The 24,693-nt window shown below is 73.5% G+C and carries 28 protein-coding genes; 13 read left to right on the top strand and 15 right to left on the bottom strand.

Features of this window, described 5'->3' with window-relative positions; all coding sequences use genetic code 11:
* The first annotated feature begins 1 nt into the window (after position 1).
* The 5 genes from ACFVWU_RS23405 (at position 2) to ACFVWU_RS23385 (ending at position 4,614) form a co-directional block, all read left to right on the top strand.
* The gene (locus ACFVWU_RS23405; RefSeq protein ID WP_387624177.1) at positions 2-445 is read left to right on the top strand and encodes an RrF2 family transcriptional regulator; all 444 of its coding nucleotides are present in this window, start codon (positions 2-4) and stop codon (positions 443-445) included.
* Positions 446-519: 74 nt separating this feature from the next.
* Entirely contained in the window at positions 520-1,701 is a 1,182-nt protein-coding gene (locus ACFVWU_RS23400; protein WP_387624175.1) for a globin domain-containing protein, read from the top strand.
* Positions 1,702-1,787: 86 nt separating this feature from the next.
* The gene (locus ACFVWU_RS23395; protein WP_387624236.1) at positions 1,788-2,549 is read left to right on the top strand and encodes a (Fe-S)-binding protein; all 762 of its coding nucleotides are present in this window, start codon (positions 1,788-1,790) and stop codon (positions 2,547-2,549) included.
* On the top strand, positions 2,546-3,961 hold the full coding sequence (locus ACFVWU_RS23390; protein WP_387624173.1) for a lactate utilization protein B: 1,416 nt from the start codon (positions 2,546-2,548) through the stop codon (positions 3,959-3,961). Before ACFVWU_RS23395 ends, ACFVWU_RS23390 begins: the two co-directional genes overlap by 4 nt.
* Positions 3,958-4,614, top strand: a complete 657-nt coding sequence (locus ACFVWU_RS23385) for a lactate utilization protein C (RefSeq protein WP_387624170.1) — start codon at positions 3,958-3,960, stop codon at positions 4,612-4,614. Before ACFVWU_RS23390 ends, ACFVWU_RS23385 begins: the two co-directional genes overlap by 4 nt.
* Here ACFVWU_RS23385 and ddaH read toward each other — a convergent pair.
* Both ddaH and ACFVWU_RS23375 read right to left on the bottom strand, forming a co-directional pair.
* The gene (gene ddaH / locus ACFVWU_RS23380; protein ID WP_387624167.1) at positions 4,601-5,428 is read right to left on the bottom strand and encodes a dimethylargininase; all 828 of its coding nucleotides are present in this window, start codon (positions 5,426-5,428) and stop codon (positions 4,601-4,603) included. The genes ACFVWU_RS23385 and ddaH overlap by 14 nt on opposite strands.
* Before the next feature lie 161 nt (positions 5,429-5,589).
* Positions 5,590-6,462, bottom strand: a complete 873-nt coding sequence (locus ACFVWU_RS23375) for a 4Fe-4S domain-containing protein (protein ID WP_387624233.1) — start codon at positions 6,460-6,462, stop codon at positions 5,590-5,592.
* A 277-nt stretch (positions 6,463-6,739) separates the two neighbouring features.
* On the opposite strand from ACFVWU_RS23375, the gene ACFVWU_RS23370 reads away from it, so the two are divergent.
* Complete coding sequence (locus ACFVWU_RS23370; protein ID WP_387624164.1) at positions 6,740-7,522, top strand: SGNH/GDSL hydrolase family protein; 783 nt, start codon at positions 6,740-6,742, stop codon at positions 7,520-7,522.
* 7 nt (positions 7,523-7,529) lie between these two features.
* Here the strand turns inward: ACFVWU_RS23370 and ACFVWU_RS23365 are convergent, their stop codons facing one another.
* Entirely contained in the window at positions 7,530-7,943 is a 414-nt protein-coding gene (locus ACFVWU_RS23365; RefSeq protein ID WP_387624161.1) for a DUF2809 domain-containing protein, read from the bottom strand.
* 160 nt (positions 7,944-8,103) lie between these two features.
* Between ACFVWU_RS23365 and ACFVWU_RS23360 the strand changes: the two genes are divergently transcribed.
* Entirely contained in the window at positions 8,104-9,561 is a 1,458-nt protein-coding gene (locus ACFVWU_RS23360; protein WP_387624159.1) for a DUF2252 domain-containing protein, read from the top strand.
* Position 9,562: 1 nt separating this feature from the next.
* Here the strand turns inward: ACFVWU_RS23360 and ACFVWU_RS23355 are convergent, their stop codons facing one another.
* The 3 genes from ACFVWU_RS23355 to ACFVWU_RS23345 are packed head-to-tail and all read right to left on the bottom strand — an operon-like array spanning position 9,563 to position 12,367.
* Complete coding sequence (locus ACFVWU_RS23355; protein ID WP_387624156.1) at positions 9,563-10,249, bottom strand: alpha/beta fold hydrolase; 687 nt, start codon at positions 10,247-10,249, stop codon at positions 9,563-9,565.
* Between the two features lie 28 nt (positions 10,250-10,277).
* Complete coding sequence (locus ACFVWU_RS23350) at positions 10,278-11,807, bottom strand: MFS transporter (protein WP_387624153.1); 1,530 nt, start codon at positions 11,805-11,807, stop codon at positions 10,278-10,280.
* On the bottom strand, positions 11,804-12,367 hold the full coding sequence (locus tag ACFVWU_RS23345; protein ID WP_387624151.1) for a helix-turn-helix domain-containing protein: 564 nt from the start codon (positions 12,365-12,367) through the stop codon (positions 11,804-11,806). The genes ACFVWU_RS23350 and ACFVWU_RS23345 overlap by 4 nt, the downstream gene beginning before the upstream one ends.
* Positions 12,368-12,539: 172 nt before the next feature.
* On the opposite strand from ACFVWU_RS23345, the gene ACFVWU_RS23340 reads away from it, so the two are divergent.
* Positions 12,540-13,844 carry a DUF5685 family protein gene (locus tag ACFVWU_RS23340; RefSeq protein ID WP_387624149.1) on the top strand — a complete coding sequence of 435 codons (1,305 nt, stop codon included), beginning with the start codon at positions 12,540-12,542 and terminating at the stop codon, positions 13,842-13,844.
* Positions 13,845-13,851: 7 nt separating this feature from the next.
* On the opposite strand, the gene ACFVWU_RS23335 is transcribed toward ACFVWU_RS23340, so the two are convergent.
* Both ACFVWU_RS23335 and ACFVWU_RS23330 read right to left on the bottom strand, forming a co-directional pair.
* Positions 13,852-14,004 carry a hypothetical protein gene (locus ACFVWU_RS23335; protein WP_387624147.1) on the bottom strand — a complete coding sequence of 51 codons (153 nt, stop codon included), beginning with the start codon at positions 14,002-14,004 and terminating at the stop codon, positions 13,852-13,854.
* Complete coding sequence (locus tag ACFVWU_RS23330) at positions 13,997-14,140, bottom strand: hypothetical protein (protein WP_387624144.1); 144 nt, start codon at positions 14,138-14,140, stop codon at positions 13,997-13,999. Before ACFVWU_RS23330 ends, ACFVWU_RS23335 begins: the two co-directional genes overlap by 8 nt.
* 336 nt (positions 14,141-14,476) lie before the next feature.
* Here ACFVWU_RS23330 and ACFVWU_RS23325 point away from each other — a divergent pair, with 336 nt between their 5' ends.
* On the top strand, positions 14,477-14,791 hold the full coding sequence (locus ACFVWU_RS23325) for a hypothetical protein (RefSeq protein ID WP_387624141.1): 315 nt from the start codon (positions 14,477-14,479) through the stop codon (positions 14,789-14,791).
* Positions 14,792-14,824: 33 nt separating this feature from the next.
* Here the strand turns inward: ACFVWU_RS23325 and ACFVWU_RS23320 are convergent, their stop codons facing one another.
* The gene (locus tag ACFVWU_RS23320; protein WP_387624138.1) at positions 14,825-15,421 is read right to left on the bottom strand and encodes a TetR/AcrR family transcriptional regulator; all 597 of its coding nucleotides are present in this window, start codon (positions 15,419-15,421) and stop codon (positions 14,825-14,827) included.
* A 104-nt stretch (positions 15,422-15,525) separates the two neighbouring features.
* Between ACFVWU_RS23320 and ACFVWU_RS23315 the strand changes: the two genes are divergently transcribed.
* Together ACFVWU_RS23315 and ACFVWU_RS23310 are read left to right on the top strand one after the other, a co-directional pair.
* A complete protein-coding gene (locus ACFVWU_RS23315; RefSeq protein ID WP_387624135.1) occupies positions 15,526-15,996 on the top strand; it encodes a DUF1348 family protein in 471 nt (156 codons plus the stop codon).
* 121 nt (positions 15,997-16,117) lie between these two features.
* Positions 16,118-17,176, top strand: coding sequence for a hypothetical protein (locus ACFVWU_RS23310; protein ID WP_387624132.1), 1,059 nt, complete (start codon positions 16,118-16,120; stop codon positions 17,174-17,176).
* Here the strand turns inward: ACFVWU_RS23310 and ACFVWU_RS23305 are convergent.
* Together ACFVWU_RS23305 and ACFVWU_RS23300 are read right to left on the bottom strand one after the other, a co-directional pair.
* Complete coding sequence (locus ACFVWU_RS23305) at positions 17,164-17,763, bottom strand: hypothetical protein (RefSeq protein WP_387624130.1); 600 nt, start codon at positions 17,761-17,763, stop codon at positions 17,164-17,166. The genes ACFVWU_RS23310 and ACFVWU_RS23305 overlap by 13 nt on opposite strands.
* A 48-nt stretch (positions 17,764-17,811) precedes the next feature.
* Complete coding sequence (locus tag ACFVWU_RS23300) at positions 17,812-18,342, bottom strand: MarR family winged helix-turn-helix transcriptional regulator (RefSeq protein ID WP_387624127.1); 531 nt, start codon at positions 18,340-18,342, stop codon at positions 17,812-17,814.
* A gap of 97 nt (positions 18,343-18,439) precedes the next feature.
* On the opposite strand from ACFVWU_RS23300, the gene ACFVWU_RS23295 reads away from it, so the two are divergent.
* The gene (locus ACFVWU_RS23295) at positions 18,440-19,687 is read left to right on the top strand and encodes an MFS transporter (RefSeq protein ID WP_387624124.1); all 1,248 of its coding nucleotides are present in this window, start codon (positions 18,440-18,442) and stop codon (positions 19,685-19,687) included.
* Between the two features lie 10 nt (positions 19,688-19,697).
* Here the strand turns inward: ACFVWU_RS23295 and ACFVWU_RS23290 are convergent, their stop codons facing one another.
* Positions 19,698-20,651, bottom strand: coding sequence for an alkaline phosphatase family protein (locus ACFVWU_RS23290; protein ID WP_387624121.1), 954 nt, complete (start codon positions 20,649-20,651; stop codon positions 19,698-19,700).
* An 82-nt stretch (positions 20,652-20,733) separates the two neighbouring features.
* On the bottom strand, positions 20,734-21,717 hold the full coding sequence (locus ACFVWU_RS23285; protein ID WP_387624119.1) for a phosphatidylserine/phosphatidylglycerophosphate/cardiolipin synthase family protein: 984 nt from the start codon (positions 21,715-21,717) through the stop codon (positions 20,734-20,736).
* A 296-nt stretch (positions 21,718-22,013) separates the two neighbouring features.
* On the opposite strand from ACFVWU_RS23285, the gene ACFVWU_RS23280 reads away from it, so the two are divergent.
* The gene (locus tag ACFVWU_RS23280) at positions 22,014-23,276 is read left to right on the top strand and encodes a serine hydrolase domain-containing protein (protein ID WP_387624116.1); all 1,263 of its coding nucleotides are present in this window, start codon (positions 22,014-22,016) and stop codon (positions 23,274-23,276) included.
* Positions 23,277-23,384: 108 nt separating this feature from the next.
* Here ACFVWU_RS23280 and ACFVWU_RS23275 read toward each other — a convergent pair whose 3' ends face one another.
* The gene (locus tag ACFVWU_RS23275; protein ID WP_387624114.1) at positions 23,385-24,008 is read right to left on the bottom strand and encodes a sigma-70 family RNA polymerase sigma factor; all 624 of its coding nucleotides are present in this window, start codon (positions 24,006-24,008) and stop codon (positions 23,385-23,387) included.
* 160 nt (positions 24,009-24,168) lie between these two features.
* Positions 24,169-24,519, bottom strand: a complete 351-nt coding sequence (locus ACFVWU_RS23270) for a hypothetical protein (protein ID WP_387624111.1) — start codon at positions 24,517-24,519, stop codon at positions 24,169-24,171.
* Positions 24,520-24,693: the final 174 nt, after the last annotated feature.

The following is a 24,693-nucleotide window of genomic DNA, read 5'->3' as shown; positions in this document are numbered from 1 at the left end:
CGTGAGGCTGACCAAGAGCACCGACATCGCCCTGCGCATCGCCATGCGGCTCGCCGTACTCGGCGAGGGCGAGAACCCGACCACCCGGGAGGTGGCCGAGTCGGTCGGCGTGCCGTACACCCACGCGGCGAAGGTGGTCAGCAGGCTGCAGCACCTCGGGGTGGTGGAGGCCCGGCGCGGACGCGGCGGCGGGTTGATGATCACCTTCGCCGGGCGGACCGGTTCGCTCGGTCTGCTGCTGCGCGAGCTGGAGGGCGTCGGGGACGTGGTCGGCTGCGAGGACGACCCGCCGTGTCCGCTGCGGGCCGCGTGCCGGCTGCGCGGGGCGCTGCGAGGCGCCCAGGAGGCCTTCTTCGCCGCGCTCGACCAGCTCAGCATCGACGACCTGGTGGCCTCGCCCACCGGGCCGGTGCTGCTCAGCCTCACCACGAGGCCCGCCGACTGATCCCACCCCTCCGGGACCAGTCGACACCCACGGCCTTTAATGCGAATCCCAGATACCAGTTAGGAGCTCCTCTGATGCTGTCCGCGAAGTCCGCCGAGGTCGTCGAGGCCACCCTGCCCGTCGTGGGCGCCGCGATCGGTGACATCACCCCGCGCTTCTACGACCGGCTGTTCGCCGCGCACCCGGAGCTGCTGCGCGACCTGTTCAACCGGGGCAACCAGGCCAACGGCACCCAGCGCGAGGCCCTGGCGGGCTCGATAGCCGCCTTCGCCTCCGCCCTGATCGCCAACCCCGACCAGCGGCCGGACGCGATGCTCGCGCGGATCGCGCACAAGCACGTCTCGGTCGGCATCGACAACGAGCAGTACAAGGTCGTCCACGAGCACCTGTTCGCCGCGATCGTCGAGGTGCTCGGCGCGGCCGTCACCCCCGAGGTCGCCGCCGCCTGGGACGAGGTCTACTGGCTGATGGCCAACGCGCTGATGGCGGTCGAGGACCGGCTGCGCGACGAGGCCGCCGCCGGCGGCGACCCGGCCGACCTGTGGCGGCCCTACACCGTGGTCACCCGGTACCAGGAGACCTCGACCGTCACCAGCTACCTGGTCCGCCCCGCCGACGGCCGCCCCGTCCCGGCCTCCCGCCCCGGCCAGTACGTCTCGGTCCGCACCGAACTGCCCGACGGCGCCCACCAGATCCGCCAGTACAGCCTGTCCGGCGGCGCCGACGGCGCGCTGCGCTTCAGCGTCAAGCGCGAGGACGGCGGCGAGGTCTCCGGCCACCTGCACGACCACCTGAGGACCGGCGACACCGTCGAGCTGGCGCCCCCGATGGGCGACATCTTCCTGGCCGACGGCGACGGCCCGGTCCTGCTCGCCTCCGCCGGCATCGGCAACACCCCGATGACCGCGATGCTCGACCACCTCGCCGCGACCGGCTCCAGCCGGCAGGTCATCTCGGTGCACGGCGACCACGACCAGCTCAGCCACGCCTTCCGCGCCGACCTGGAGCAACTGACCGCCAAGCTGCCGGGCGCCACCGCCCACGTCTTCTACGAGCGGCCGCTCGGCGAGTGGCCGGCCGAGCGCACCGGGCTGGTCGACCTCGCCACCGTCGAGATCCCGGCCGGCACCACCGCCTACCTGTGCGGCCCGCTGCCCTTCCTGCGCGCCGTCCGCGGCCAGCTGCTCGCGGCGGGCGTCGCGGCGGCGGACATCCACTACGAGGTGTTCGGACCGGACCTCTGGCTCGGTGCCTGAGATCCTCCGTCAGATCCTTCGTCAGCGCCGGTCCGCCCGCTACGATCACGGGCGGACCGGTGCCGCTTCGACCGAAGGAGTCCGGGTTGCGGGTCGCGCTGTTCGCCACCTGCGTCAACGACGCGCTGTTCCCCGCCACGGCGGTCGCCACCGTCCGGCTGCTGGAGCGGCTCGGGGTGACGGTGGACTTCCCCGCCGGGCAGACCTGCTGCGGGCAGCCGCAGTACAACACCGGCTACCGCCGGGCCTGCGAACCGCTGGTGCGACGCACGGCCCGGGCGTTCGCCGGGTACGACCACGTGGTGACGCCCTCGGGCTCCTGCGTGGCGATGGTCCGGGACAACTACCCGCGGATCGGCGCCCGAGCCGCCGCCGAGGGCCGGGGCAGCGAACTCACGGACGCCGCCGTCGACCTGGCACCCCGGGTGGTCGAGCTCACCGAGTTCCTCACCGACGTGCTGGGCGTCGAGGACGTCGGCGCCCACTTCCCGTACACCGTCACCTACCACCCCTCCTGCCACGGCCTGCGGATGCTCGGCCTGGCCGAGCGGCCGCTGCGACTGCTGCGCGCCGTCAAGGGCCTGGAACTGGTGGAGCTGCCCGGCGCGGAGGAGTGCTGCGGCTTCGGCGGGACCTTCGCGGTGAAGAACGCGGCGGTGTCGGCGGCGATGGCCGAGGACAAACTCGCCAACGCCCTCGGCACCGGCGCCCAGGTGCTCTGCGGCGCCGACAACTCCTGCCTGCTGCACCTCGGCGGCACCCTGCGCCGCCGGGGCGAGCCGCTGCGGCCGCTGCACCTCGCGGAGATCCTGGCCAGCACCGAGGAGCACCCCTGGAGGCCTTCGTGAGCAGCACTTTCGTGGGCATGCCCGCCTTCCCACAGGCCGCCGCCCGGGCGGTACGGGACGGGCAACTGCGCGCCAACCTGCGGCGCGCCACCCACACCATCCGCGACAAGCGCGCCCGGGCCGTCGCCGAACTCGACGACTGGGGCGAGCTGCGCGCCGCCGGGAAGGCGATCAAGGACCACACGCTGCGCCATCTCGACCGCTACCTGGTGCAGTTGGAGGAGTCCGTCACGGCGGCGGGCGGCACCGTGCACTGGGCGGCGGACGCCGAGGAGGCCAACCGGATCGTCGCCGCGCTGGTCCGGGCCACCGGAGAGACCCATGTGGTCAAGGTCAAGTCGATGGCCACCCAGGAGATCGGGCTCAACGAGGCGCTGGCCGCCGAGGGGATCACCGCCTACGAGACCGATCTCGCCGAGCTGATCGTGCAGTTGGGAGAGGACCGGCCCTCGCACATCCTGGTCCCGGCGATCCACCGCAACCGGGCCGAGATCCGGGAGATCTTCGCCGAGCGGATGGCCGCCTGGGGACGCCCCGCGCCCGAGGGGCTGACCGACCGCCCCGCCGAACTCGCCGAGGCCGCCCGGCTGCACCTGCGGGAGAAGTTCCTGCGGGCCCGAGTGGCGATCTCCGGCGCCAACTTCATGGTCGCCGAGACCGGCACCCTGGTGGTGGTCGAGTCCGAGGGCAACGGCCGGATGTGCCTCACCCTCCCCCGCACCCTGATCTCCGTGGTCGGCATCGAGAAGGTCGTGCCGAGCTGGCGGGACCTGGAGGTCTTCCTCCAACTGCTCCCCCGCTCCTCCACCGCCGAGCGGATGAACCCGTACACCTCGCTCTGGACCGGGACGACCGAGGGCGACGGACCCTCCGATTTCCACCTGGTGCTGCTGGACAACGGACGCACCGCCGCGCTGGCCGACCAGGTCGGCCGCCAGGCGCTGCGCTGCATCCGCTGCTCGGCCTGCCTCAACGTCTGCCCGGTGTACGAGCGGGCCGGCGGGCACGCCTACGGCTCGGTCTACCCGGGCCCGATCGGCGCCATTCTGACGCCCCAACTGCGCGGCACCACCAGCCCGCTGGACGCCTCGCTGCCGTACGCCTCCTCGCTCTGCGGGGCCTGCTACGAGGTGTGTCCGGTGGCGATCGACATCCCCGAGGTGCTGGTGCACCTGCGCGAGCGGGTCGCCGAACAGGGCGGGCACCCGCTGGAGCGGGCGGCGATGGCGGCCGCCGGGTACGTGCTGGACCACCCGGCGGCGCTGGCGGCCGCCGAACGGCTGGCCGGGCGCACCCGGGCGCTGCACCCGCGCCGGCTGCCCGGACCGGGGCGGGCCTGGACCGACACCCGGGACCTGCCCCAGGTGCCGGCCGAACCGTTCCGCGACTGGTGGAGGAGGAACCGGGCGTGAACTCGAGGGAGTTGATCCTCGGCCGGATCCGGGCCGCACTCGGGGACGCCGCCGAGGTGGCCGAGCAGCCGCTGCCGCGCGGGTACCGGAGCGCGCACGTGGCGACGGACGATCCGGCGGCGCTGGTCGACCTGCTGCACCGTAACCTGGCCGACTACCGGGCGCTGGTGCACCGCTGCTCCGCCGCCGAACTTCCCGGCCTTGTCGCCGAGTTGCTCGCCGAGCGCGGCAGCCGCACGGTCGCCGTACCGGACGGCCTGCCGGCCTCGTGGCTCTCCGCGGCCGGTGACGTCGAGCTGCTGCCGGACGGCGGCGGCCTCACCGCCGCCCGGCTGGACGCCGTGGACAGCGTGGTCACCGGCTGCGCGCTGGCGATCGCCGAGACCGGGACGATCGTGCTGGACGCCGGACCCGGTCAGGGCCGGCGGCTGCTCTCGCTCGTCCCGGATCACCACATCTGCGTGGTCCGGGTGCCCGAGCAGGTCGTCGCCTCGGTGCCGCTCGCGCTGCCCCGGCTCGACCCGGCACGCCCGCAGACCTGGATCTCCGGGCCCTCGGCGACCAGCGACATCGAGCTGGACCGGGTCGAGGGGGTGCACGGGCCGCGCACCCTGGAGGTGCTGCTCACAGCGCCGGACGTCACCGGGGCCTGAGCTCCAGGGTGCAGCACTTCGCCCCGCCGCCGCCCTTGAGCAGCTCCGAGACGTCCACCGGGATCGGCTCGTAGCCGTGCTCGGTGAGCCGGCCCGCCAGGTTCTTGGCGGCCTCCGGCAGCAGCACCCGGCGGCCGTCCGACACCGCGTTCAGCCCGAACACCTCGGCGTCGGCCCGGTCGGCGAGGATCGCGTCCGGGTAGAGCGAGCGCAGTACCGAGCGGCTGCGGGCGTCGAAGGCCTCCGGGTAGTACATGACGTGGTCGTCGGCGAGGACGGCCAGCGCGGTGTCCAGGTGGTAGAAACGCGGGTCGACCAGGGTGAGGCTGACCACCGGCACGCCGAACAGCTCCTCCGCCTCGGCGTGCGCGGCCCGCGAGGTGCGGAAGCCCGTCCCGGCGAGCACCCGGCGGCCGACCACCAGGTGGTCGCCCTCGCCCTCGTTGACGTGCTCGGCGCGCCACACCGCGCGGTAGCCGCGCGAGCGGAACCAGGCCTGGTAGGCCCCGGACTCGGCGGCCCGCTCCGGGTAGCGGAAGGTCGCCACCAGGGCCCGGCCGTCCAGCACGGTCGCGCCGTTCGCGGCGTACACCATGTCGGGCAGCCCGGGCACCGGGTCGATCAGCTCGACGGTGTGGCCGAGGCGGCGGTACGTCCGGTAGAGCCGCTCCCACTGGCGGACGGCCAGCGCGGTGTCGGTGGGTTGCGTCGGGTCCATCCACGGATTGATCGCGTAGTCCACCGTGAAGTACGTCGGCCGGCACATCAGGTAGCGGCGCGGCCGCGCCGTGCGTGCCGGGGTCTGCGTGGGCATGGCTCAACCGTCCTCGGATCTCGGGAAGTCGGGGGTACACCTCGTTCCAGAGGCGGCTGCCCCGCCGCTCCCGTTCGCACACCCGCGCGGGCGCCCCCGCCGGGCGCAACCCCCCGCGCACACGGCGCGAGCCCCGGCGCACGGGCCCTGGTGTCCGGCGGCTACCAGCGCACCGCGGCGAAGTCCACCGGCGCGGTGCGCAGCGCCCGGGCCCGCACGGCGAGGGCGCGCAGGCGGCGGTCGGCCTCCTCGGCGGGCATCCGGCGCTTGTCGCCGTGGCCGGGCAGCAGCCACTCGAAGCGCAGCGCGCCCAGGCTGCGGTCCAGCGAGGCGGACTGCTCCTCGATCGAGTACCAGGTCACCGCCTCCTGCACCTCGATGTCCTGGTGGGTGCGGGACCAGTACAGGCTGTCGCCGCTGAAGCAGTAGCGCTCGTCGGCGACGTACAGCACGCTGCCGAGGGTGTGGCCGGGGAAGGGGTGGGCGACCAGGCCCGGGGAGATCTCCACCGGCTCGATGCCGCGCAGCACCCGGTCGGCGTCGGGCGCGGACTCGAGGTCGCCCTCGTGGATCCAGAGCCGGGCGCCCAGCCGGTCGGCGTACGCACGTCCGTGCACGGCGTGGTCGCGGTGGGTGAGCAGGATGTCGGTGACCGGGCCGAGCGCCTCGTAGCGGGCGGCGAGGCCCTCGCTGAAACGGGGCGTGTCGATCATCACCCAACCACCCGGGCGACGGCAGAGGTAGGAGTTGGCGCCCGCGTTGCGCCGGGAGTTGTGGCCGAGCAGCAGCACCCCGTCGTCCAGGGTGAGCGGGAACGGGTCGGTGGCCGGGTCGAGCCGGCCGTTGCCCTGCCGGATCGAGCGGGTCGGGCAGGCGTGGGCGGCGGCGAGCAGCTGCCGCCGCTCGGCCTCGTCACGCGGCTGGCGGATCAGTTCGGACCTGCGGTCGCGCTCGATGATCAGGTCGGGCGCGAGCTGCCGGGCGACGTCGCAGTTGGTGCAGCGGTCGTCGATGGTCCAGCTCTGGCCGGCGATCGGGTTCTGGTCGGCGGTCGGGTCTTCGTCGGCGGTCGGGTTCTCGGAGCGATTCACGGCAGGCTTCCCCCTGGAAGGACGGCGGCCGGGTCGGCCGCACACCTCGAGCATCGTCCGTTCGCCCCCAAAACGGAAAGGAGGCAAGGATCTTGTGGTTTTCAGACTGCGCCGCTCTGCGGGGGCGCGGGTGGGTCCTGAGGCTACGTGGCCCATCTCACGTGCCCACACGGTCACCTACGGTGGCGTAGGTCACTTGATTCGGTGAACTATCTCTTTCATGCCGAACCTCCAGGAGACCCTTGACCTCAGTTCGTATGTCGCCCTCGGGGACAGCTTCACCGAGGGCCTGAACGACCCCGGTGCGGGCGACGCCTTCACCGGCTGGGCGGACCGCCTGGCCGGGATGCTCGCCGACGGGCGACCGCCGGGCGGGTTCCGCTACGCGAACCTGGCGGTGCGCGGGCGACTGCTGGACCAGATCGCGGCCGAGCAGGTGCCGCAGGTCCGCCGGCTCCGGCCCGACCTGGTCACCTTCTGCGCAGGCGGCAACGACATCCTGCGGCCCGGCAGCGACCCGGACGAGGTGGCCGAGCGCTTCGAGGCCGCCGTCGCCCAACTCGCCGAATCCGCCGGGACGGTGCTGATCTGCACCGGCTTCGACACCAAGGACGTGCCGCTGCTCAAGCACCTGCGCGGCAAGATCGCCACCTACAACGGGCACATGCGGGCGGTCGCCGACCGCTACGGCTGCAAGGTGGCCGACCTGTGGTCCCTGCGCGCCGTGCAGGACCGCCGCGCCTGGAGCGAGGACCGGTTGCACCTCTCCCCCGAGGGCCACCAGCGGGTCGCCCTGCTGGCCGCCCGCTCGCTGGGCCTGGCCACCGCGCAGGACCCGGAGGACCCGTGGCCGGCCGCACCGGTCCTGTCCCCGGCCGACCAGCGGCGGGCGGACATCCAGTGGGCCCGCGAGTACCTGCTCCCGTGGGTCGGACGCCGACTGCGCGGCGAGTCCTCGGGCGACCACGTCGAGCCCAAGCGGCCGGAGCTGCTGCCGCTCTGACGGTCCGTCAATTCCTGACACCGGGTGCTGTGGCGTGACCGGCCCGCAGCACCCGGTGCAGCAGGGCGGCGCCGGCCGCGCCGACCAGGTACCAGGCGAGGTCCGGCGGATTGAACGTCGACCCGAGCACCAGGTGGACCAGCGCACTGCGCCGGGCCCAGGCGTCCGGCAGCCCGGTGGCCTGGAACAGCTCCACCGCCCAGCTCACCGCTGACGCCAGTGCCGCCGCCCGCACCGGGCGCACGCTCGGCGCGACCAGCACCACCAGGACGTACACCAGCACCGTGTAGAGCGCGTCACCGGCGTACTTGGCGATGTCGCCGTCCAGTGCGGCGCGCACGCCCAGGCCCGCGGCCACTGTCAGCGCGGCGGCCGCCGCGGCCGGAACGCGTCGGGCCAGCCCCCTCCGAAGATCATCCACCTGCCCCACGCTACGCCCCGGGGCCCTCCGGCCGCCGCGCCCCCGTTCCGGAAGCACCGTTCAGCAGCCGCCGTTCAACAACCACCGTTCAGGAAGCGCCAATCAGGAACCATCGTTCAGGAACCACCGCGCCGCGCCGGACGTCACTCCCCCCGATGGGATGATCCGTGCAGGTCACGGGCACGATTCGAACGGAACGTACGGGCGGGGAGCAGTGACAGACGGCGAAGACACCAAGGCGCGACGGCAGTTCACGGTGGACGGGTTCGCGGCCGGGCCGGACGGCCGGGCCCAGCGGGCACGGGAGCGCGGGAAGGCACTGCGGCAACGGGTCCCCCGGGAGCGGCATGCGGAGTTCGCGGCCGCCACCGACCGGCCGACCGCCGTGGCCGCGCTGGAGGCGTCCAACGCGGGCCGGATCCCGGGGCTGGTGCCGATCAGAGTGGGCCGGATGGCCGCCACGCCGTTCGCGTTCCTGCGCGGGTCGGCCGGGCTGATGGCCGCCGACCTCGCGGGCGCCCCCGTGACCGGGGTGGACGCGCAGCTGTGCGGGGACGCCCACGCGGCGAACTTCGGGCTGTACGGCGACGCACGCGGCCGACTCGTGATGGACATCAACGACTTCGACGAGACCGTGCCCGGCCCCTGGGAGTGGGACCTCAAGCGCCTCGCGACCAGCCTGGTGCTGGCCGGCCGGGAGACCGGGGCGAGCGAGACCACCGCCCGGGCGGCCGCCCAGCACGCGGCGGGCTCCTACCGCCGGACCATGCGCACGCTCGCCAAACTGCCCGCGCTGGACGCCTGGAACGCCGTGGCGGACGAGCAGTTGGTGTCCTTCGCCGAGGCGCACGACCTCGCCGACGTGCTGCAGAAGGTCGGCGCGAAGGCGCTCGGCAACACCAGCGCCCGGTTCGCCGCCCGCAGCACCACCCGTACGGCGGACGGCGGTTGGCGGTTCACCGCCGCGCCCCCGGTGCTCACCGAGGTGACCGACGCGACCGCCCGCGCGGTGGCCGAGGCGCTCGGCCCGTACGTGGCGACGGTGGCCCCCGAGGTGCGCACCCTGTTGTCCCGCCACCGGGTACAGGATGTGGCGTTCCGGGTGGTGGGCACCGGCAGCGTCGGCACCCGCTCGTACGTGGTCCTGCTCACCGACCACCGGGACCAGCCGCTGGTGCTGCAGGTGAAGGAGGCCAGGCCGTCCGCGCTGCTGCCGTACCTGCGACGCGAACAGCCGCAGGAGCACGAGGGCAAGCGGGTCGTGCTCGGCCAGAAGCACATGCAAGTGGTCAGCGACACCCTGCTCGGCTGGACGACCGTCGACGGACTTCCGTACCAGGTCCGGCAGTTCCGCAACCGCAAGGGCAGCGTCGACCCGGCCGCGCTGCTGCCGGCCCAACTGGACGACTACGCGCGGATCACCGGCGCGCTGCTCGCCCGGGCGCACGCCCACACCGCCGACCCGGGCCTGCTGGCCGGGTACTGCGGCAAGAGCGAGGCGCTGGACGAGGCGGTCGCCGCCTTCGCCGTCGCGTACGCGGACCGCACCGAGGCGGACCACGCCGAGCTGGTCACGGCGATACACAGCGGACGGCTGCCCGCCGAGCAGGGCGTCTGACTCAGGTGGCGAGGAACGGCGCGACGGCGGCGACGAACTCGCCCGGCCGGGCACTGTGCACCAGGTGCCCGGCCTCGATCGTGACCAGCCGGCAGTCCGGGATCAGCCGGGCGAGTTCGGCGATCCGCTCCTGCGGGACGTGGCTGTCCCCCGCGCCCGCGACCGCCAGGGTGCGGGCGGTGATCCGGGTCAGCCCCTCCCGCCAGGCCGGGTCGGGGGTGTCGAACTGTGCCTTGACGGCCCGGACCATCGCCCAGTCGAAGTGCGCCGGCTCCTCCGTTCCTTCGGCCGGCCCGCTGGCCGGGCGCGGGTGGAGCGCGGGGATCTCCTCCAGGACCAGCCGGTCGATCCGCTCGGGCACCGCCTGGGCGACCAGGTAGGCGACCGCGCCGCCCATCGAGTGGCCGACCAGGTCGATCCGGCCCAGGCCGAGCGCGTCGAGGAAGGCCAGGACGTCGTCGCGCATCGCCTCCAGGCTGTACCCGGCGGTGCGCCCGCTGTCGCCGTGGCCGCGCAGGTCGGGCGCGTAGACGTGGTGGCCGGGGGCGAGGTCGGGCAGCACGACGTCCCAGTCCGCGGCGCGCTCGCCGAGGGCGTGCAGCAGCACCAGCGGCGGGCCGTCGGGCCGTCCGCTCTCGCGGTAGGCGAGCACGACCTCGGGGAGTTCAACCGTCCGTACCTTCGACATGTCCTCCACCGTACGTGCCGACGGAGCCTCACCGGACGGGTGTTCGCCCTCGGCTCATCGCGACCGGTTCCTGCTCACGCTGCTCCCGCCCGCTCGCCCGGCCGGCGAACACCGAGGCCAGCACGGCGAGTCCGGCAACCGCGGCGCAGACCACGCTGGCGGCCAGGTAGGCGGAGCGGTGGCCGCCGCCCCCGGCGGTCGCCCGCAGGTAGACGCCGGACAGCGCCGAGACCGCGACGGCGGCGGCGATCCGCTGGGTCATCTGCAGGATCGCCCCGCTCACCCCGGCCGCCTCGGCGGGCGCGTGGCGCAGCACGAACGCCTGGTTGGTGGAGCCCATCAGGCCGACCGAGGCTCCGCTGAGGAGCTGCAGCATCGCCAGCAGCCAGGGCAGTACGGCGGCCGGGGCCCAGTGGGCGACCAGTCCGCTGCCCAGCATGGCCAGGGCGGAGCCGATCATGCCGATGGTGATGGTGCGTCGGCCGAAGCGCTGCACCACCCGCCAGGCGAGCGCGGAGGCGGTGGCCATGGCCAGCGCGGAGGGCAGCGCCACCAGGGCGGCGCCCAGCGGGGACAGGCCCAGGCCGTCCTGGAGGAACATGGTGAGGACGAGCGAGGCGGCCAGCGAGGAGCCGAACTGGGCCATCGCGGTGGCCGTGCCGAGCGCGTACGGCGCGGAGCGGGTGAGCGCCGGGTGGATCAGCGGGTGCCCGCCGCGTCCGGCGTAGCGGCGCTGCCACCAGGCGAGCGTGCCGAGCAGCAGCAGGGCGGCGGCCGTGAAGCCGAGCCAGCCGGTCCAGCCGGGCGGCTGGACGAAGGGCACCATCAGGGCGAGGGTGAGCGCGCCGACCAGCAGCAGGCCGACCAGGTCGAGATCGGCGTGCCGGGCGGCCGGGCGGGGCCTGGGCAGGTGGCGCGCGGCCAGGGCGACGGTGGCCACGCCGAACGGGACGTTCAGCAGGAAGGTCAGCCGCCAGCCGAGTTCGGGGCCGGCCGCGGCCAGCACCATGCCGCCGATCGGCGGGCCGAGGGCGAAGGCGAGGCTGCCGGTGACGGCGTACATGCCGAGGGCCCGGGCCCGCAGCTGGCCGTCGAAGACGTCCTGGAGGGTGCCGATCATCTGGGAGTTGACCAGCCCGGCGCCCGCCCCCTGGAGCAGCCGGGCGGCGATCAGCACCCCGGGGTCGGTGGCGGTCGCGGAGACCAGGCTGACCAGGGTGAACAGGGCGAGTCCGGTGACGAAGAACCACTTGCGGCCCTTGACGTCGCCGAGCCGGCCGCCGGGGATCAGCGCGAGGCCGAAGGCGAGCGAGTACCCGGCGACGATCCACTGCAGGTGGGCGGGCTGGGCGTGCAGGGCCTCGCGCAGGGCGGGGATGGAGGTGTTCAGGACGGACTGGTCGAGCAGCGTGGTGAACCCGCCCGCGACGCAGACCAGCAGGACGCGGCGCCCGGCGGCGTCGAAGCGCTCCCTGGGCGGCTTGGCTGCCGTGCCCTCACCTATCGGGCCGTCGGCTGTCGGGCCCTCGCCCGTCGGCCCGGTGGCGGCGGCGCTCACGGTTCGACCACCACGAGCGCGTAGCGGGCCTCGCCCGGGCCGAGGCTGCGGAAGCGGCTGGTGCCGGAGCCGTAGCGCAGGCAGTCGCCGGGGCCGAGCAGCTGTGCCTCGCCGTCCAGGGTCAGTTCCAACCGCCCCTCGAACACCCAGAGATGGTGCTCCAGCCCGGGCAGACAGGGGCGGTCGTAGGCGATGTCGGCGCCGGCCGGCAGCCGGCCCTCGATGATCTCCCCGCGCAGCGAGCCGTGCGGCGGTGAGACCGAGCGGCGGACGAAGCCCGTCGCCTCGTCGCGCCAGACCTGCTGCTCCCCGGCGCGCACCAGCCGGGCCGGTTCGGACTCCACTTCGGCGAGCAGCCGGGACATCGTCCGCCCGTACACGGCGCAGAGCCGCCCCAGCAGCGCGGCGGTCGGGCTGACCTCGGCCCGCTCCACCCGGGACAGCGTGGACCGGCTGACGTCCGCCTGCCGCGCCAACTCCTCCAGCGTCCAACCGCGTTCGACCCGCAGCTCGGCGAGCCGTTGTGCCAGCCGCTCGTCGGCGGCCGTATCGATTCCCATATTCGCGATGCTATCCCGGATATGAGATCACCTTCTCCGGCTTTTCGAGGGCCTGGTGAAGGCCTGACGGCAGCTCGCCTCCTCCCCCTCGGCCCCGGCGAGCCGGTGATCATATGATGTCCGCCGACAAAGTGGCCGGTCAGCGGCCCATCGGGCAAGGGGGACCACGATCGTGTTCGGCATCATCAGACCGTGCAGGCACCGACTGTCCGAACGGCTCCAGACCTCCTGGATGGCGCACCTGTGCGGGCTCTGCCTCGCCCTGCGCGACGACCACGGACAACTCGCCCGCACCGCCACCAACTACGACGGGCTGATCATCTCCGTCCTGGTCGAGGCCCAGGCCGCCCGGGAGGACTCCTCCTGGCGACGCACCGCCGGGCCCTGCCCGCTGCGCGGCATGCGGACCGCCTCCGTCGCCAAGGGCGAGGGCGCCCGGCTGGCGGCCGCCGTCTCGCTCGCGCTCGCCTCGGTGAAGATCCGCGACCACGTCGAGGACCGGGACGGCGTGTTCGCCCGCCGCCCGGTGGCCGCCGGGGCCCGGGCGGTGACGCGGCGCTGGGACCGGCAGAGCGCGGGCAGCGCCTCGACGGTCGGCTTCGACACCGCCGTGCTGCTCGACGCCGCCTCCCGGCAGGGCGCGTTGGAGCGCTCGCTACGGCCGGGCGGCTCGGTGCTGCTGGTCACCGAGCCCACCGAGACCGCCACCTCGGCCGCCTTCGCGCACACCGCCGTGATCGCCGCGCGCCCCGGCAACGCCGCCCCGCTCGCCGAGGCGGGACGGCTGTTCGGCCGGCTCGCCCACCTCCTCGACGCCGCCGAGGACCAGGCCGCCGACGCCGCCTCGGGCGCCTGGAATCCGCTGACCGCCACCGGCACCGACCGCGCCGAGGCCGAGCGGCTCTGCCGCGACGCCGTCCACGGCATCCGGCTCGCGCTGCGCGAGGTCGAGCTGGGCGACCGGGCGCTGGTGCACGTCCTGCTCGGGCACGAGACCGAGCGCGCGGTCGACCGGGTCTTCGGCCCGGCCGCGCACGGGGCGGGCTGCCGGCGCGGCGCCCACGGCGAGCACGGTGCCACCGGCGAGCACCCGCAGGACGCGCCGCCGCGTCAGGTGCCGCCCGGGTACCCGGGCGGGCCGTACCCCGGCCAGGACCCGAACCAGGCGCCGATCCCCCCGTGGGTGCCGCAGGGCCCCGGCTTCACCCCGCCCGGCGGCAAGCCGCCGCACCCGCGCAACCTGCTCGCCGGGTGCGCGGTCTGGGCGCTGATGGCCTGCACCTGCCAGCTGCTCTGCTGCGAGCACAACGACCCGTTCAGCCGCGAGCGCCGCAAGGGCTTCTGCGAGCGGCACGACTGCTGTGACTGCGGCGACCTGGACTGCTGCGACTGCTGCAGTTGCGGGTGCGAATGCTGCGAGGACTGCGGGTGCGACAGTTGCGGTTGTGACGGATGCGACTGCGGCTGCGACTGCTGATTCTCCGTCAACTCTCCTTCGGCGCGGCCTCCAGCTGATCGGACGCCACCGGCCCGGGGTGCCCCCGCAGCACCCCGGGCCGGTCCGCGTCCTCACGCTGCTCGGCTCTTCGCCAGAGCGGCAGCACCACCACCGGCCGCAGCTCGGCGGCCTCAGGCATCACGCCCCACCGTCTCCCGGTCCGCCGCCAGCGAGCTCTCCAGCCCGGCCAGCAACTGCCGGAACCGCTCGGCGTCCTGCTCCGTCAAACGCCCCTCGGGCGCCACCCCCGGCCACTCGGCCGTCCTGTCGTCCATGCGTCCGACGCTAGGCGGAGGCGATCAACGGGCGATAAACGAGGGACCAGTGGGACGGGAGGGGCCCGTTCAGCACCACCGCCTTCGGCTCCGGCCACGCCATCGACTGAGCCCCCGCCCCGGGGTCCGGGAGTGCGGGGCCCGGCCCCCGGCTCCGTTCCGCCGAAACGTCAATGACCGGACAAGGCAAGGCAATGACGCAGGAATTGATCCTCCGTGCAGGAACGTGCCAACAGCACAGCTGAGCACACCCGCGCGGACCGCTCCCGACGTTCAATGAACAGCGCGGCGACCGAGCACATTCGCCGCGAATTCCCGTGATCGAAAGGAGCGAGAATGCGCCGAATCATGAGTGCCGCGGGCGCGGCCCTGGGTGGACTGGCCCTGGTGACGGCCGGCCAGGGGGTGGCCGGCGCGGCGACCGCCGGCTCGACGGCCGCCACGGCCGTGCCCGGCTGCGTCCAGGCCCAGGAGACGGCCATGGGCACCGTCTGGGTGGACGTCACCAACAACTGCGCCACCCGGCAGCGCGTCCAGGTCGCCTACACCGATCGAGTCGACCCGACGTGTTACACGATCCAGCCGGGCCAGACCGTGACCAGCAGGCTCGGCTTTCAGTTCGGACACTTCAAGGGCCTGAGCGGCTGCTGACGTCCCGAGCCTGACGGCGCCCGACCGGACCCCTCACGGTCGGGCGCCGCCCAGACCGCCGTCCATACCGCCATCCAGGGAGCCGTCCAGGAGCAGCCGGGCGGCCTCCTTCGCGTCGGCGGCGGCGCCCGGGTCGCCGTGGATCGCCGCGGTGGTGATGGCCCCCTCGGCGAGCAGCGCGAGGTGGGCGGCGGTCGCGGGCGGGGCGCCGGCGGCCTCGACCAGTCCGGCCAGGTAGCCGGCGAACTCCTCCTTGTGGTGGCGGGCCGCCGCCGCGACGGCGGGGGTGGTGGCGCCCAGTTCGCCGAAGGCGTTCACGAAGGCGCAGCCGCGGAAGCCCGGCTCGGCGAACCATCGGCCGAGCCAGTCGAAGACCGCGAGCACCTGGTCCCGGGGGGTGCCGCCGGCCCCGGCGACGTGGACGGCGAGGCTCGCCCGCCACCGCCCGTCCCGGCGCCGCAGATAGGCCTCGACCAGCTCGTTCTTGGACGGGAAGTGCTGGTAGACGCGGCGCAGCGTCATCCCGGAGGCGGCCCGGACGGCGTCCATGCCGACCGCCTGGACGCCCTGTCCGTAGAACAGCTCCTCCGCCGCGTCGAGGATGCGGGTCCGCGGGTCTTCCTGCTCCATCTGCCGTGCCCTTTGCGCGAGAACGATTGTTCTCCTAGGGTAGCCCGAGAAGCGAGAACGATCGTTCTCGCCGACGGAACGACCGCTCTCAAGGAGCCGGACCGATGACCGAACAGCGCCCTCCCCTGCCCCCGTTCACCGAGGAGACCGCCCACCGCAAGGTCCGGGCCGCCGAGGACGCCTGGAACACCCGCGACCCCCAGCGCATCGCGCTCGCCTACACACCCGACAGCCGGTGGCGCAACCGCGCCGAGTTCCTGATCGGCCGCGAGGCGATCGCCGATTTCCTCACCCGCAAGTGGCGGCGCGAACTCGACTACCGCCTCGTCAAGGAGCTGTGGGCGTACGACGGCGCCCGCATCGCCGTCCGCTTCGCCTACGAGTGGCACGACGACAGCGGGCAGTGGTACCGCTCGTACGGCAACGAGAACTGGGAGTTCGACGGCGACGGCCTGATGGCCCGTCGGCTCGCCTCGATCAACGACCTGCCGATCACCGCCGCCGAGCGGCTCCTCCACTGGCCACTCGGCCGCCGCCCCGACGACCACCCGGGTCTGACCGAGCTCGGTCTCTGAGCGGCCCGGGCCGTCGGGCCACTCTGTTCCACGCCTGTGACACGGCGGGCATCGGGCGCTGACCCGGGACTGGGAACCTCCTTGTCGGAAGCGAACAGCAACACCCGAGGGGGACCTGGAAATGTCCGTGCGCAACAGATTCGGCAGCGCCGCCGCGATCGCTCTGATGACGACCGTCGGAGCCGTCCTGCTCTCCGCCTGCGGCCCCGACAACAGCGACCCCGCCTCCACCGCCGCCCCCAGCGCGCCCGGTACGGCAGCCCCGGGGACGGCGGCCCCGGGGACGGCGGCGCCGGGCGGCGGGTCGCACTCCGGCAGCCCCGCGCCGGGCGGCAAGGAGATCAACGGCACCTCCGCGGCCAACCACCTGGTCATCAGCACGGGCACCAAGACCGTCGCGATGAACGGCACCACCGTCGACTTCGGCACGGTGGTCCGCGACCTCGCGTGGTCCCCCGACGGCAAGAAGGTCGTCTTCGTCAACGGCGACGGCGATCTGATGACCGCCAACCCGGACGGCAGCGGCAAGGCGCCCCTCGCCAAGGCGCCCAGCGGCGAGACCTGGTCCCACCCGACCTGGCAGCACGCCGACAAGGGGCCGAGCGACGGCGCGGTGCCCAACGAGACCGACCGCTTCAACAACATCGTGTTCGCGTCCAGCAAGGGCGGCACGCTGCAGCTGGAGACCGTCCCCGCCAAGGGCGGCACCCCCCAGGTGCTCACCCCGAGCAGCTCCGAGGGCGGCACCGACAGCGGCATCCCGCAGCCGCCGACGACCGGCAACACCTGGCCCAGCGCGGGCGGCAAGCACGGCGAGATCGCGTACGCCAACACCCCGGCGAACGAGGTGTACATCTACGACGACTACATCCGGCCCTCGACCGGGGAGATGGCCAAGGGCTCGCAGCCGGCCCTGTCCCCGGACGGCGAGCACCTCGTCTTCGTCCGCTCGGTGAACGGGCACGACCACCTGTTCACCCGCGCCACCGCGTACGACCAGAAGACCGAGAAGGACCTCACCCCCTCGGCCACCACGGACTACACCGAGCCCGCGTGGTCCCCCGACGGCAAGACCGTCGCGGCCCGCACCCCGGACGGCGTCAGCACCCTGCCGGCCGACGGCTCGGCGGCGCCGACCCAGGTCTCCACCATCAAGGGCCTGCCCTCCTACCGGCCCTGAGCCCCGGTCGCCCGGGCCAGCTCGGCGCGCAGCTCGGCCAGGTGCTCGTCGGCCGACTCGTGCGGCAGGAACTCGACCACGTCGAGGAAGCGGAACAGCACCCGGGTCTCGGTGACCGCATACTCGTAGTCACCGAACCCGACCACCGCTCCCGTCCCGCCGCGCGCCGCACCGCGGACGGCGGCCGAGGTCACCCCGTCCGCGGTGGGCCCGGCGGTCACCTTCCGTCGGGCGTTGGGCCTTGCCAGGTACGGGCAGACCATCGACGCGTACAGCATGCAGGAGCGGTGGCCCGGGCCCTCCATCGTCGGCGCGAGGTTGCGGTACGGCCGCCCCGCCGCGATCGCCTCGGCGATCGCGGCGCTCTCGGCCGCGCCGACCACCCGCCAGACCGGTCCGCGCGCCATCAACTCGCCGCACACCGAGCACCGGCGCTCCAGCGCGCAGTCGGCGCTGCGCCCGTAGTCCGTGAGCGCGAACTGCGGCTGCCCGTCCTGCCACGGCGTGATCGCCGGCACCGGGTATCCTCGCCCGTCCTTGGGGCGCGCCCCCACCCCGTCCGGCATCGGCACTAGTTCGAATCGCACGCCCCTATCGATACCAGGCGGGTGCCTCGCCGGTCGACCCGCGCAGCACTACCCCTCCGTGACCTCCTGGAGCAGCATCACCTTCCGCAGCAGGTCCGACAGCGTCCGCCGCTCCTCCTCGGTCAGCACGCCCAGCAGCCGGTGCTCCTCGCGGCCGACCACGTCCAGGGCCTCGTGCCAGGCGGCGCGGCCGGCCTCCGTCAGCACGATGTCGACCTTCCGGCGGTCCTCCGTCGACGGGGTGCGAACGATGAAGCCGCGGCGTTCCAGGGTCTCCAGGCGGCCGGTGACGGAGGCGGGGGCGAGGTTGAGGTCGGCGCGCAGGTCGGAGGGGGCGGCGTGGCCGCCGCGGCCGGCCAGCACGTGAAGGGTGTCGAACTCGTGCTTGTGCAGGCCGTAGTCGGCGACGCCCTGTTCGCGAACGCGCCCGAGGTGGCGGGTGAGGCGCTGCATCCGGGTCACCGCGCCCTCGATGTCCGGGTCGAGCTCGGACAGCACCGGCAGCCAGCGGTCGAGGTGGCCGTCCGTCCAGTCGCGGGCCGGGGACGGGGGCGGCTGCTGGGGAGGGTGCTCGGGCATGGGAGGAGTCTACAAAGGGCCAGACCTGTCGTTGTCGAAATATTCGCTGCCAAAATATTCGTTGCCAAAACTTCGGCACCGAAATACAGTGCCGCGCATGCCCCAACACCCCTTGCGCCTACCCGGCTTCCGCCTGCTCTTCCTCGGCCGGACGGTCTCCACCCTCGGCGACGCCGTCGTGCCCGCCGCCCTGGCCATCGCCATCACCCGCGCCACCGGCTCCTCCGGGGCGCTCGCCCTCGTCCTGGGCTGCGCGATGGTGCCGAGGCTGCTCCTGCTGCCCTTCGGCGGAGTGGTCGGCGACCGCCTCAACCCGCGCCTGGTCGCGCTCACCACCGACCTGCTGCGCGCCGCCACCCAGCTGCTGGTCGGCCTCGAACTCCTCGGGGGCCGCCCCAGCCTCGCCCACATCGCGGTCGCCGAGGCGATCGGCGGCGCCGCCTCCGCCTTCGCCATGCCGACCACCTCGCCGCTGGTCACCGGCACCGTCCCGGGCGAGCACCGGCTGCGCGCCAACGCCCTGCTCGGCTCGGCCACCAGCGCCGCCCGGCTCGGCGGCCCGGCGCTCGCCGGGGTGCTGGTGTACACCGCCGGGCCGGGCTGGGCCTTCGTCCTGGACGGCGTCTCCTTCCTGCTGAGCGCCGCCCTGCTCACCCGGATCACCGTCGCCCACGTACCCGCCGGGTCGCGCTCGCTGCGCCGGGACCTCGCCGAGGGCTGGAGCGAGGTGCGCTCCCGGGACTGGTACTGGACCAGTCTGATCGCCCACGGGGTGTGGAACGGCGCGAGCGCCGTCGCGCTCACCCTGGGCCCGCTGATCGCCGCCACCCGCCTGGGCGGGGACGGCGCCTGGGTGGCGATCACCCAGGCCGGGGCGGTCGGCCTGCTGCTGGGCTCGCTGATCGCCGGGCGGGTCCGGCCCCGGCGCCCGGTGCTGGTCGGCAACCTCGCCCTCGCCCTGTACGGGCTGCCGCTGCTGGCGCTCGCCGTCCCGGCGCCCGCGCCGGTGACGGTGACCGCGTACGGGGTGGCGATGGCCGGGCTGGGCTTCCTCAACCCGGTCTGGGAGACGGTGGTCCAGCAGGACTTCCCGGCCCGGGTGCTGGCCCGGGTCACCTCCTACGACTGGCTGCTCTCGCTGGCCGCCGCACCGCTCGGGTACGTGCTGGCACCGCTGGCCGCCGACGCCTGGGGCAGCCGGGTGCCGCTGCTGGCCGCGGCCGCGCTGGTGACCGCGGTGTGCGCGGGCACGGCGGCGGTGCCGGGGGTGCGCCGGCTCGGCGCCGACCGGGACGCGCCGGCACCGGCGGCCGTCGAGCAGCCGCCGGTCCGGGTCAACTCCTAGGACTGGAAGGTCAGTTCCAGATGCCGGTGATGTCCGTGGCGTTCGCCGCGTTGCCCGCGTGGCCGCTCGCCCCGGAGAGGTCCTCCAGGGTGCGCAGCACGTTGTAGTGGTTGTAGGTGGCGGCCGATCTGCTGCCCGGGGCGACGTGGGCGCCGTAGACCACGGTCGGGATCCGGTTGCCGGACAGGCTGTTGTCCTCGTCGAAGGTGACGATCAGCAGGCTGTTGTGGCTCTGCGCCCAGGTGGCGTACGCGCCCAGGTTGTTCTGGATCCAGGTGTCACCCGTCTTGACCGAGCAGTCGTGCATGTCACTGCACAGGTTCGGCACCACGAAGGAGACGTTCGGCAGGGTGGTGTAGTCGGTCGGGAACTGCGCGAAGGTCATGGCGGTGTTCAGCGGGACGTTGCCGAAGCCGAACCAGGGGTTGTGCTTCTGCGCGTAGTTGCCGCTGCTGCAGACCGTGCTTCCCTGGCTGGGCAGGGACTCGTTGTAGCTGGCCCAGGTCTTCCCGGCGGCGGCCACCTCGGAGGCCAGGTTCGGGGCCTGGAACCCGCCGACGCTCACACAGCTGTCGTCGACCCTGCCCTGGGTGGAGCCGGAGAACAGGGCGTAGTAGTTCGGCTCGCTGGGGTGGGTGATGGCGAAGGACTGAGTGAGGTTGGCGCCGCCCGCCCTCAGGGTGTTGTTGATGTACGGCGCGCTGCTGCTGCCGATGATCTGGCTGTAGGAGTGGTTCTCCATCACCACGACGACGATGTGGTCGGGCGTGGGCAGCGCGGCGGCCTGCGCGGTGGTGGCGGTCGCCGCCCAGAGGCCGGCGGAGGCGGCGACCAGGGCGGCGGCCGAGCCGAGCGCGGTCGCGGTGCGGCGGGAGCGGCGGCGGGGGGCGCCGGCCTGGGGGGCGTCGTTCAGCGGGGCGTCGTTCAACAGGGCGTCGTTCGGGATCTTCGCGGACGAAGTCATGACGAATCCTCGGGTGGAGGGCGGCCCCGAAGGGCCGCCCGGCTCGGGGGAGGTGACGGACTGTCGTGCTCTCGCGAACGGCCTAGTACGGGGCGCCGTTGGCGAAGTCGGTGTTGAAGGTCGTCTCGACGGTGTTGAGCACCCCGGAGTCCGAGACGATCAGACCCAGCTCGCGGTTGCTGTTCAGCGAGTTGTCGGAGAAGTTCTCCGAGCCGGCGAACACCTTGGCCGAGGGGGTGCCGTAGTCGGCGACGATGGCCTTGGCGTGGATGTACAGGCCGGTGGTGGAGGAGTAGGTGACGACCTGGGCACCGGCCGTGGTGACCTGGTCGAAGTAGGAGCCGTACGAGCTCGGGTTCATGCCGACGACCCGCACGGTGACGCCGCGGTTGGCGGCGGCGGTGATCGCGTCCACCAGAGCCTGGTCGCCGAACTCCAGCTCCTCGACGTCCAGCGAGGTCCGCGCGCTGTTGATCACCGCCAGCAGGCGGTCCTGCGAGTCGGTGGGCGACCAGACCAGGTTGTCGCCGTCGGAGGGGGTGATCGAGGTCTTGGCGTAGTCCGCGGCGAAGACCTGCTCGATCGCGTTGACGTCGTTGGCGTCGGTGTCGAAGACGCCGTAGTCGCGGCTGCTGGAGTAGTAGGTGGCGTCCAGGTTCCCGGTCAGGATCAGGGACTTGGCGCCGTCCACGGTGACGGTCTTCTGGTGGGTGTAGACGAACGCCGAGGAGGAGTACGTCACGCCCACGCCGGCGGCCTTCAGCGCGCTGTAGGCGGAGCCGTTGACCGAGGTGTGCTGGCCGTCCAGGATCACCCGGACCTTGACGCCCGCCCGCTGACGGGCGATCAGGTCGTTGACGGCCGTCGTGTCGCGCAGCTCGTACATGGTGACGTCGACGGTCTTGGTCGCCGAGTTGATCAGGTTGTAGACCACCGAGTGGTCCTGGTCGGGGAAGACGACCGCGGTGTACGTGCCGGCGGCGTGGGCGGTGCCGGTGGCGGATATCAGACCGGCGCCGGCGAGCAGCAGGGCGCCGGCACGGCGCGCGAGGGTGGCCAGGGACATGGGGGACTCCATGGTCAGTGAGGGGAGCGAGGGGATGCGAGGGGGCCGGTGCATCGCACCGGAAGGCGAACGAAGCGCCCGAACAGCATGACTGCGCGGCAGTCAACGCGGGTAGATGACGGCGGGTAAAACCTTGCCCCCAGGCCGGGAAACGAATGGTGCACATGCCAAACCGGGCCCATAACGGACGATGCGGGCGGTCCGGTTCACGTTGCCATCGGCCGCCCGGACCGGTGATAGTGATCTTCGAGCGGCGCGACCGGACGCCGCGTCAGTTCACGAGAGGACCGAGGAACATGGCGAAGACCAGCCTGCTGCGCCCCCTCGCGGTGGCCGCCGCCGCTGCCGTCCTGGCGGCGACCGGAACCGTACCGGCCCTGGCCGCCGACCGGGACGGCGCCGCGCTGCCCGTCCCGGACACCGCCGGGGTGCTCGGCGCACTTCAGGCCACCACGGGTGCGGGCGCCCCGGGCGCCTTCGCGGTCATCCGCGACCACGACGAGGACGAGAGGACGCGCTCCCTGTCCGTCGGCCAGGCCAACCTGGACGGGACCCCGATGAACTCCTCGTGGAGGTTCCGGGTCGGCAGCAACAGCAAGATGTTCGCGGCCGTTCTCGTGATGCAGCTGGCGGAGGAGGGCCGGATCGACCTCGACAAGCCGCTGCGCGACTACCTGCCGGCCGGCACCCTCCCGGAGAGTTGGACCATGACGGGCCGTCAGGTGATGGAGCACCGTGCGGGCGTCTACGACCACACCAACGACCTGCTGGAACAGCCGGGCGAGGAGACCACCAGCGCCTTCGAGGCCCGCATCCGCACCAACGTGTACCAGCCGGCCGACCTGGTCGCGATGTCCGTCAAGCACGGCCAGCAGTACACCCCGGGCAGCCGCTACTCCTACTCCAACACCGACTTCGTGCTGATGGGCCTCGCCGTCGAGCACCTCACCGGCCGCCCGTACGCGGACGTGCTGCGCGAGCGGATCATCGAGCCGCTGGGCCTGAAGAAGACCTCCTTCGTCGTGCCCGACCAGCGGATCAAGGGCGCGCACGTCACCGGCTACCTCACCAACGACGACCGCGCCAAGCCGCTGCTGGACTCCACCGAGCAGACCGCCTCCTGGCTGTGGAGCGCCGGTGGGGTCATCTCCTCCGCCGGGGACCTCGACCGCTTCCTCACCGCGCTGATGGCCGGCAGCAACGGCGGGCTCATCTCGGACGCCTCGCTGCAGCAGATGGAGGCCGCGCTGCCGACGCCCACCGCGAAGATCAGCTACGGGCTCGGGCTGCGCCGCATCTCGCTCTCCTGCGGCGACGTGTACGGGCACGGCGGCATCGTCCAGGGCTACCAGACCCAGTCCTTCACCACCCCGGACGGGAAGCGCAGCGTGGTCGTGTTCGCCAACGCTTCCAACAACGGCACGGTGACCCAGGGTCTGATGAGCGCGCTGGAGCCGGCCTTCTGCGGGAAGAAGCCGGCCGCCGCGCCGCGCACCGCCTTCGCGCCGCAGGACGGCGACGCCCAGGGCGTTCCGGTGGTCGAGGACACCCGGATCTGACCCCCGGACCTGACACCGGGATCTGACCCCCGCGCCGCCGCCCCGGACCGGCCTCGCCGCCGACACCACGGCGGGACCCGGACGGGAAGGTTGCCGCCCGGCCGGGAGTCACCGGCTGGCCGGCGCGTACCCGTGCTCCGCCGCCAGGACCGGCCGCAGCGCCCGGATCGCGTAGAAGTTCCGGGACTTGACCGTCCCCGGCGGCACTCCCAGCCTGGCCGAAGCCTCCTGCACCGAGCGGTCCTTCAGGTGCAGCTCGACCAGCACCTCACGGTGGTGCCTCTGCACCCGTCGCAGCGCCAGGGCGATGTCCCGGGCGACCACCACCTGCTCGTACGGGTCCTCGGCGAGCGGCCGGTCCTCCAGCGGCTCGCCGATCACCTCCTTGGCGCGGGCGGCGGCCATCCGGTAGTGGTCGATCGCGATCCGCCGGGCCACCGTGAACAGCCAGGGGCGGCTCTGCTCGGGGCCTTTGGTCAGCGCCTCCGGGTGCTGCCAGGCCCGCAGCAGGGTCTCCTGCAGGATGTCCTCCGCCTTGCCCCGGTCACCGCCGGTGGCCCGCAGCAGGGCCCGCAGCAGGTAGCCACCGTGCAGCCGGTGGATCTCGGCCAGGGTGTCGGGGTCGAGGGTCGGTCGGGCCGGGCCCGGCTCGGGTGTCGCCGCCACGGCGGCCGACGGGCCGACGGGCGGCTGGACGACGGGCGTGGGCTGGGCGACTGGCGGCTTCGGCACGCGCTACCTCTCAGGTCGGGCAAGGGCACATGGCAGGGGCTTCCGCCGTACGTCCCCCGTGGCGGGCGGACAGCAGCCTGCCGGGCGCCGCCAAGGACCCGCCAACGATCCGCCAACGCCCCGGCCTGCGGGCACCGGGCCCGCCGCCGGGTGCCACCGCTCAGCCCTCGTCGAGCTCCCGCACCAGCTCCTGGACGCCGTCCTCGCCCCGGTGCTCGATCAGCACCGCGACCCACCCCGCCAGCCGTTCCCGCTCGGCCGTCGTCCACCCCGGCGCGGACGGGTGCACGTCCACCACCAGCGACCTCGCCACGGCCAGCAGCCCCGGCGTCGGCTCCGGCCGCCGCTGCCGCTCGGGCAGTGCCCGCAGCGCCAGCCGCCGGGCGACGGCCGTCACCTCGACCGCGGTGCCCCCCGGCACCGCCGGCGCGGGCGGCCCCGGCACCTCCGGCGCGCCCATCCGCACCAGGGCCGCGATGTACGCCCGCACCTCGGCGCCGTCCGCATCCATCCCGTGTTCCTCCCCCGTCCCGTTCCGTCCCGCTCTACGTGGCCTCCGTCGACCGGGGTTCAGCCGCGGCGCGGCGGCGGTCACCCGCCAATACGGGTGCGGCCGGAAACCGCCGACGACCACGACGGAGGCGACCGTTCCGTCCGCCGCCCGGCCGAGCGAGCGTGGACAGGC

The organism is Kitasatospora sp. NPDC058190 (genome assembly GCF_042883685.1).
GTDB lineage: Bacteria > Actinomycetota > Actinomycetes > Streptomycetales > Streptomycetaceae > Kitasatospora.
This window is presented reverse-complemented; position numbering and strand designations above follow the sequence as displayed.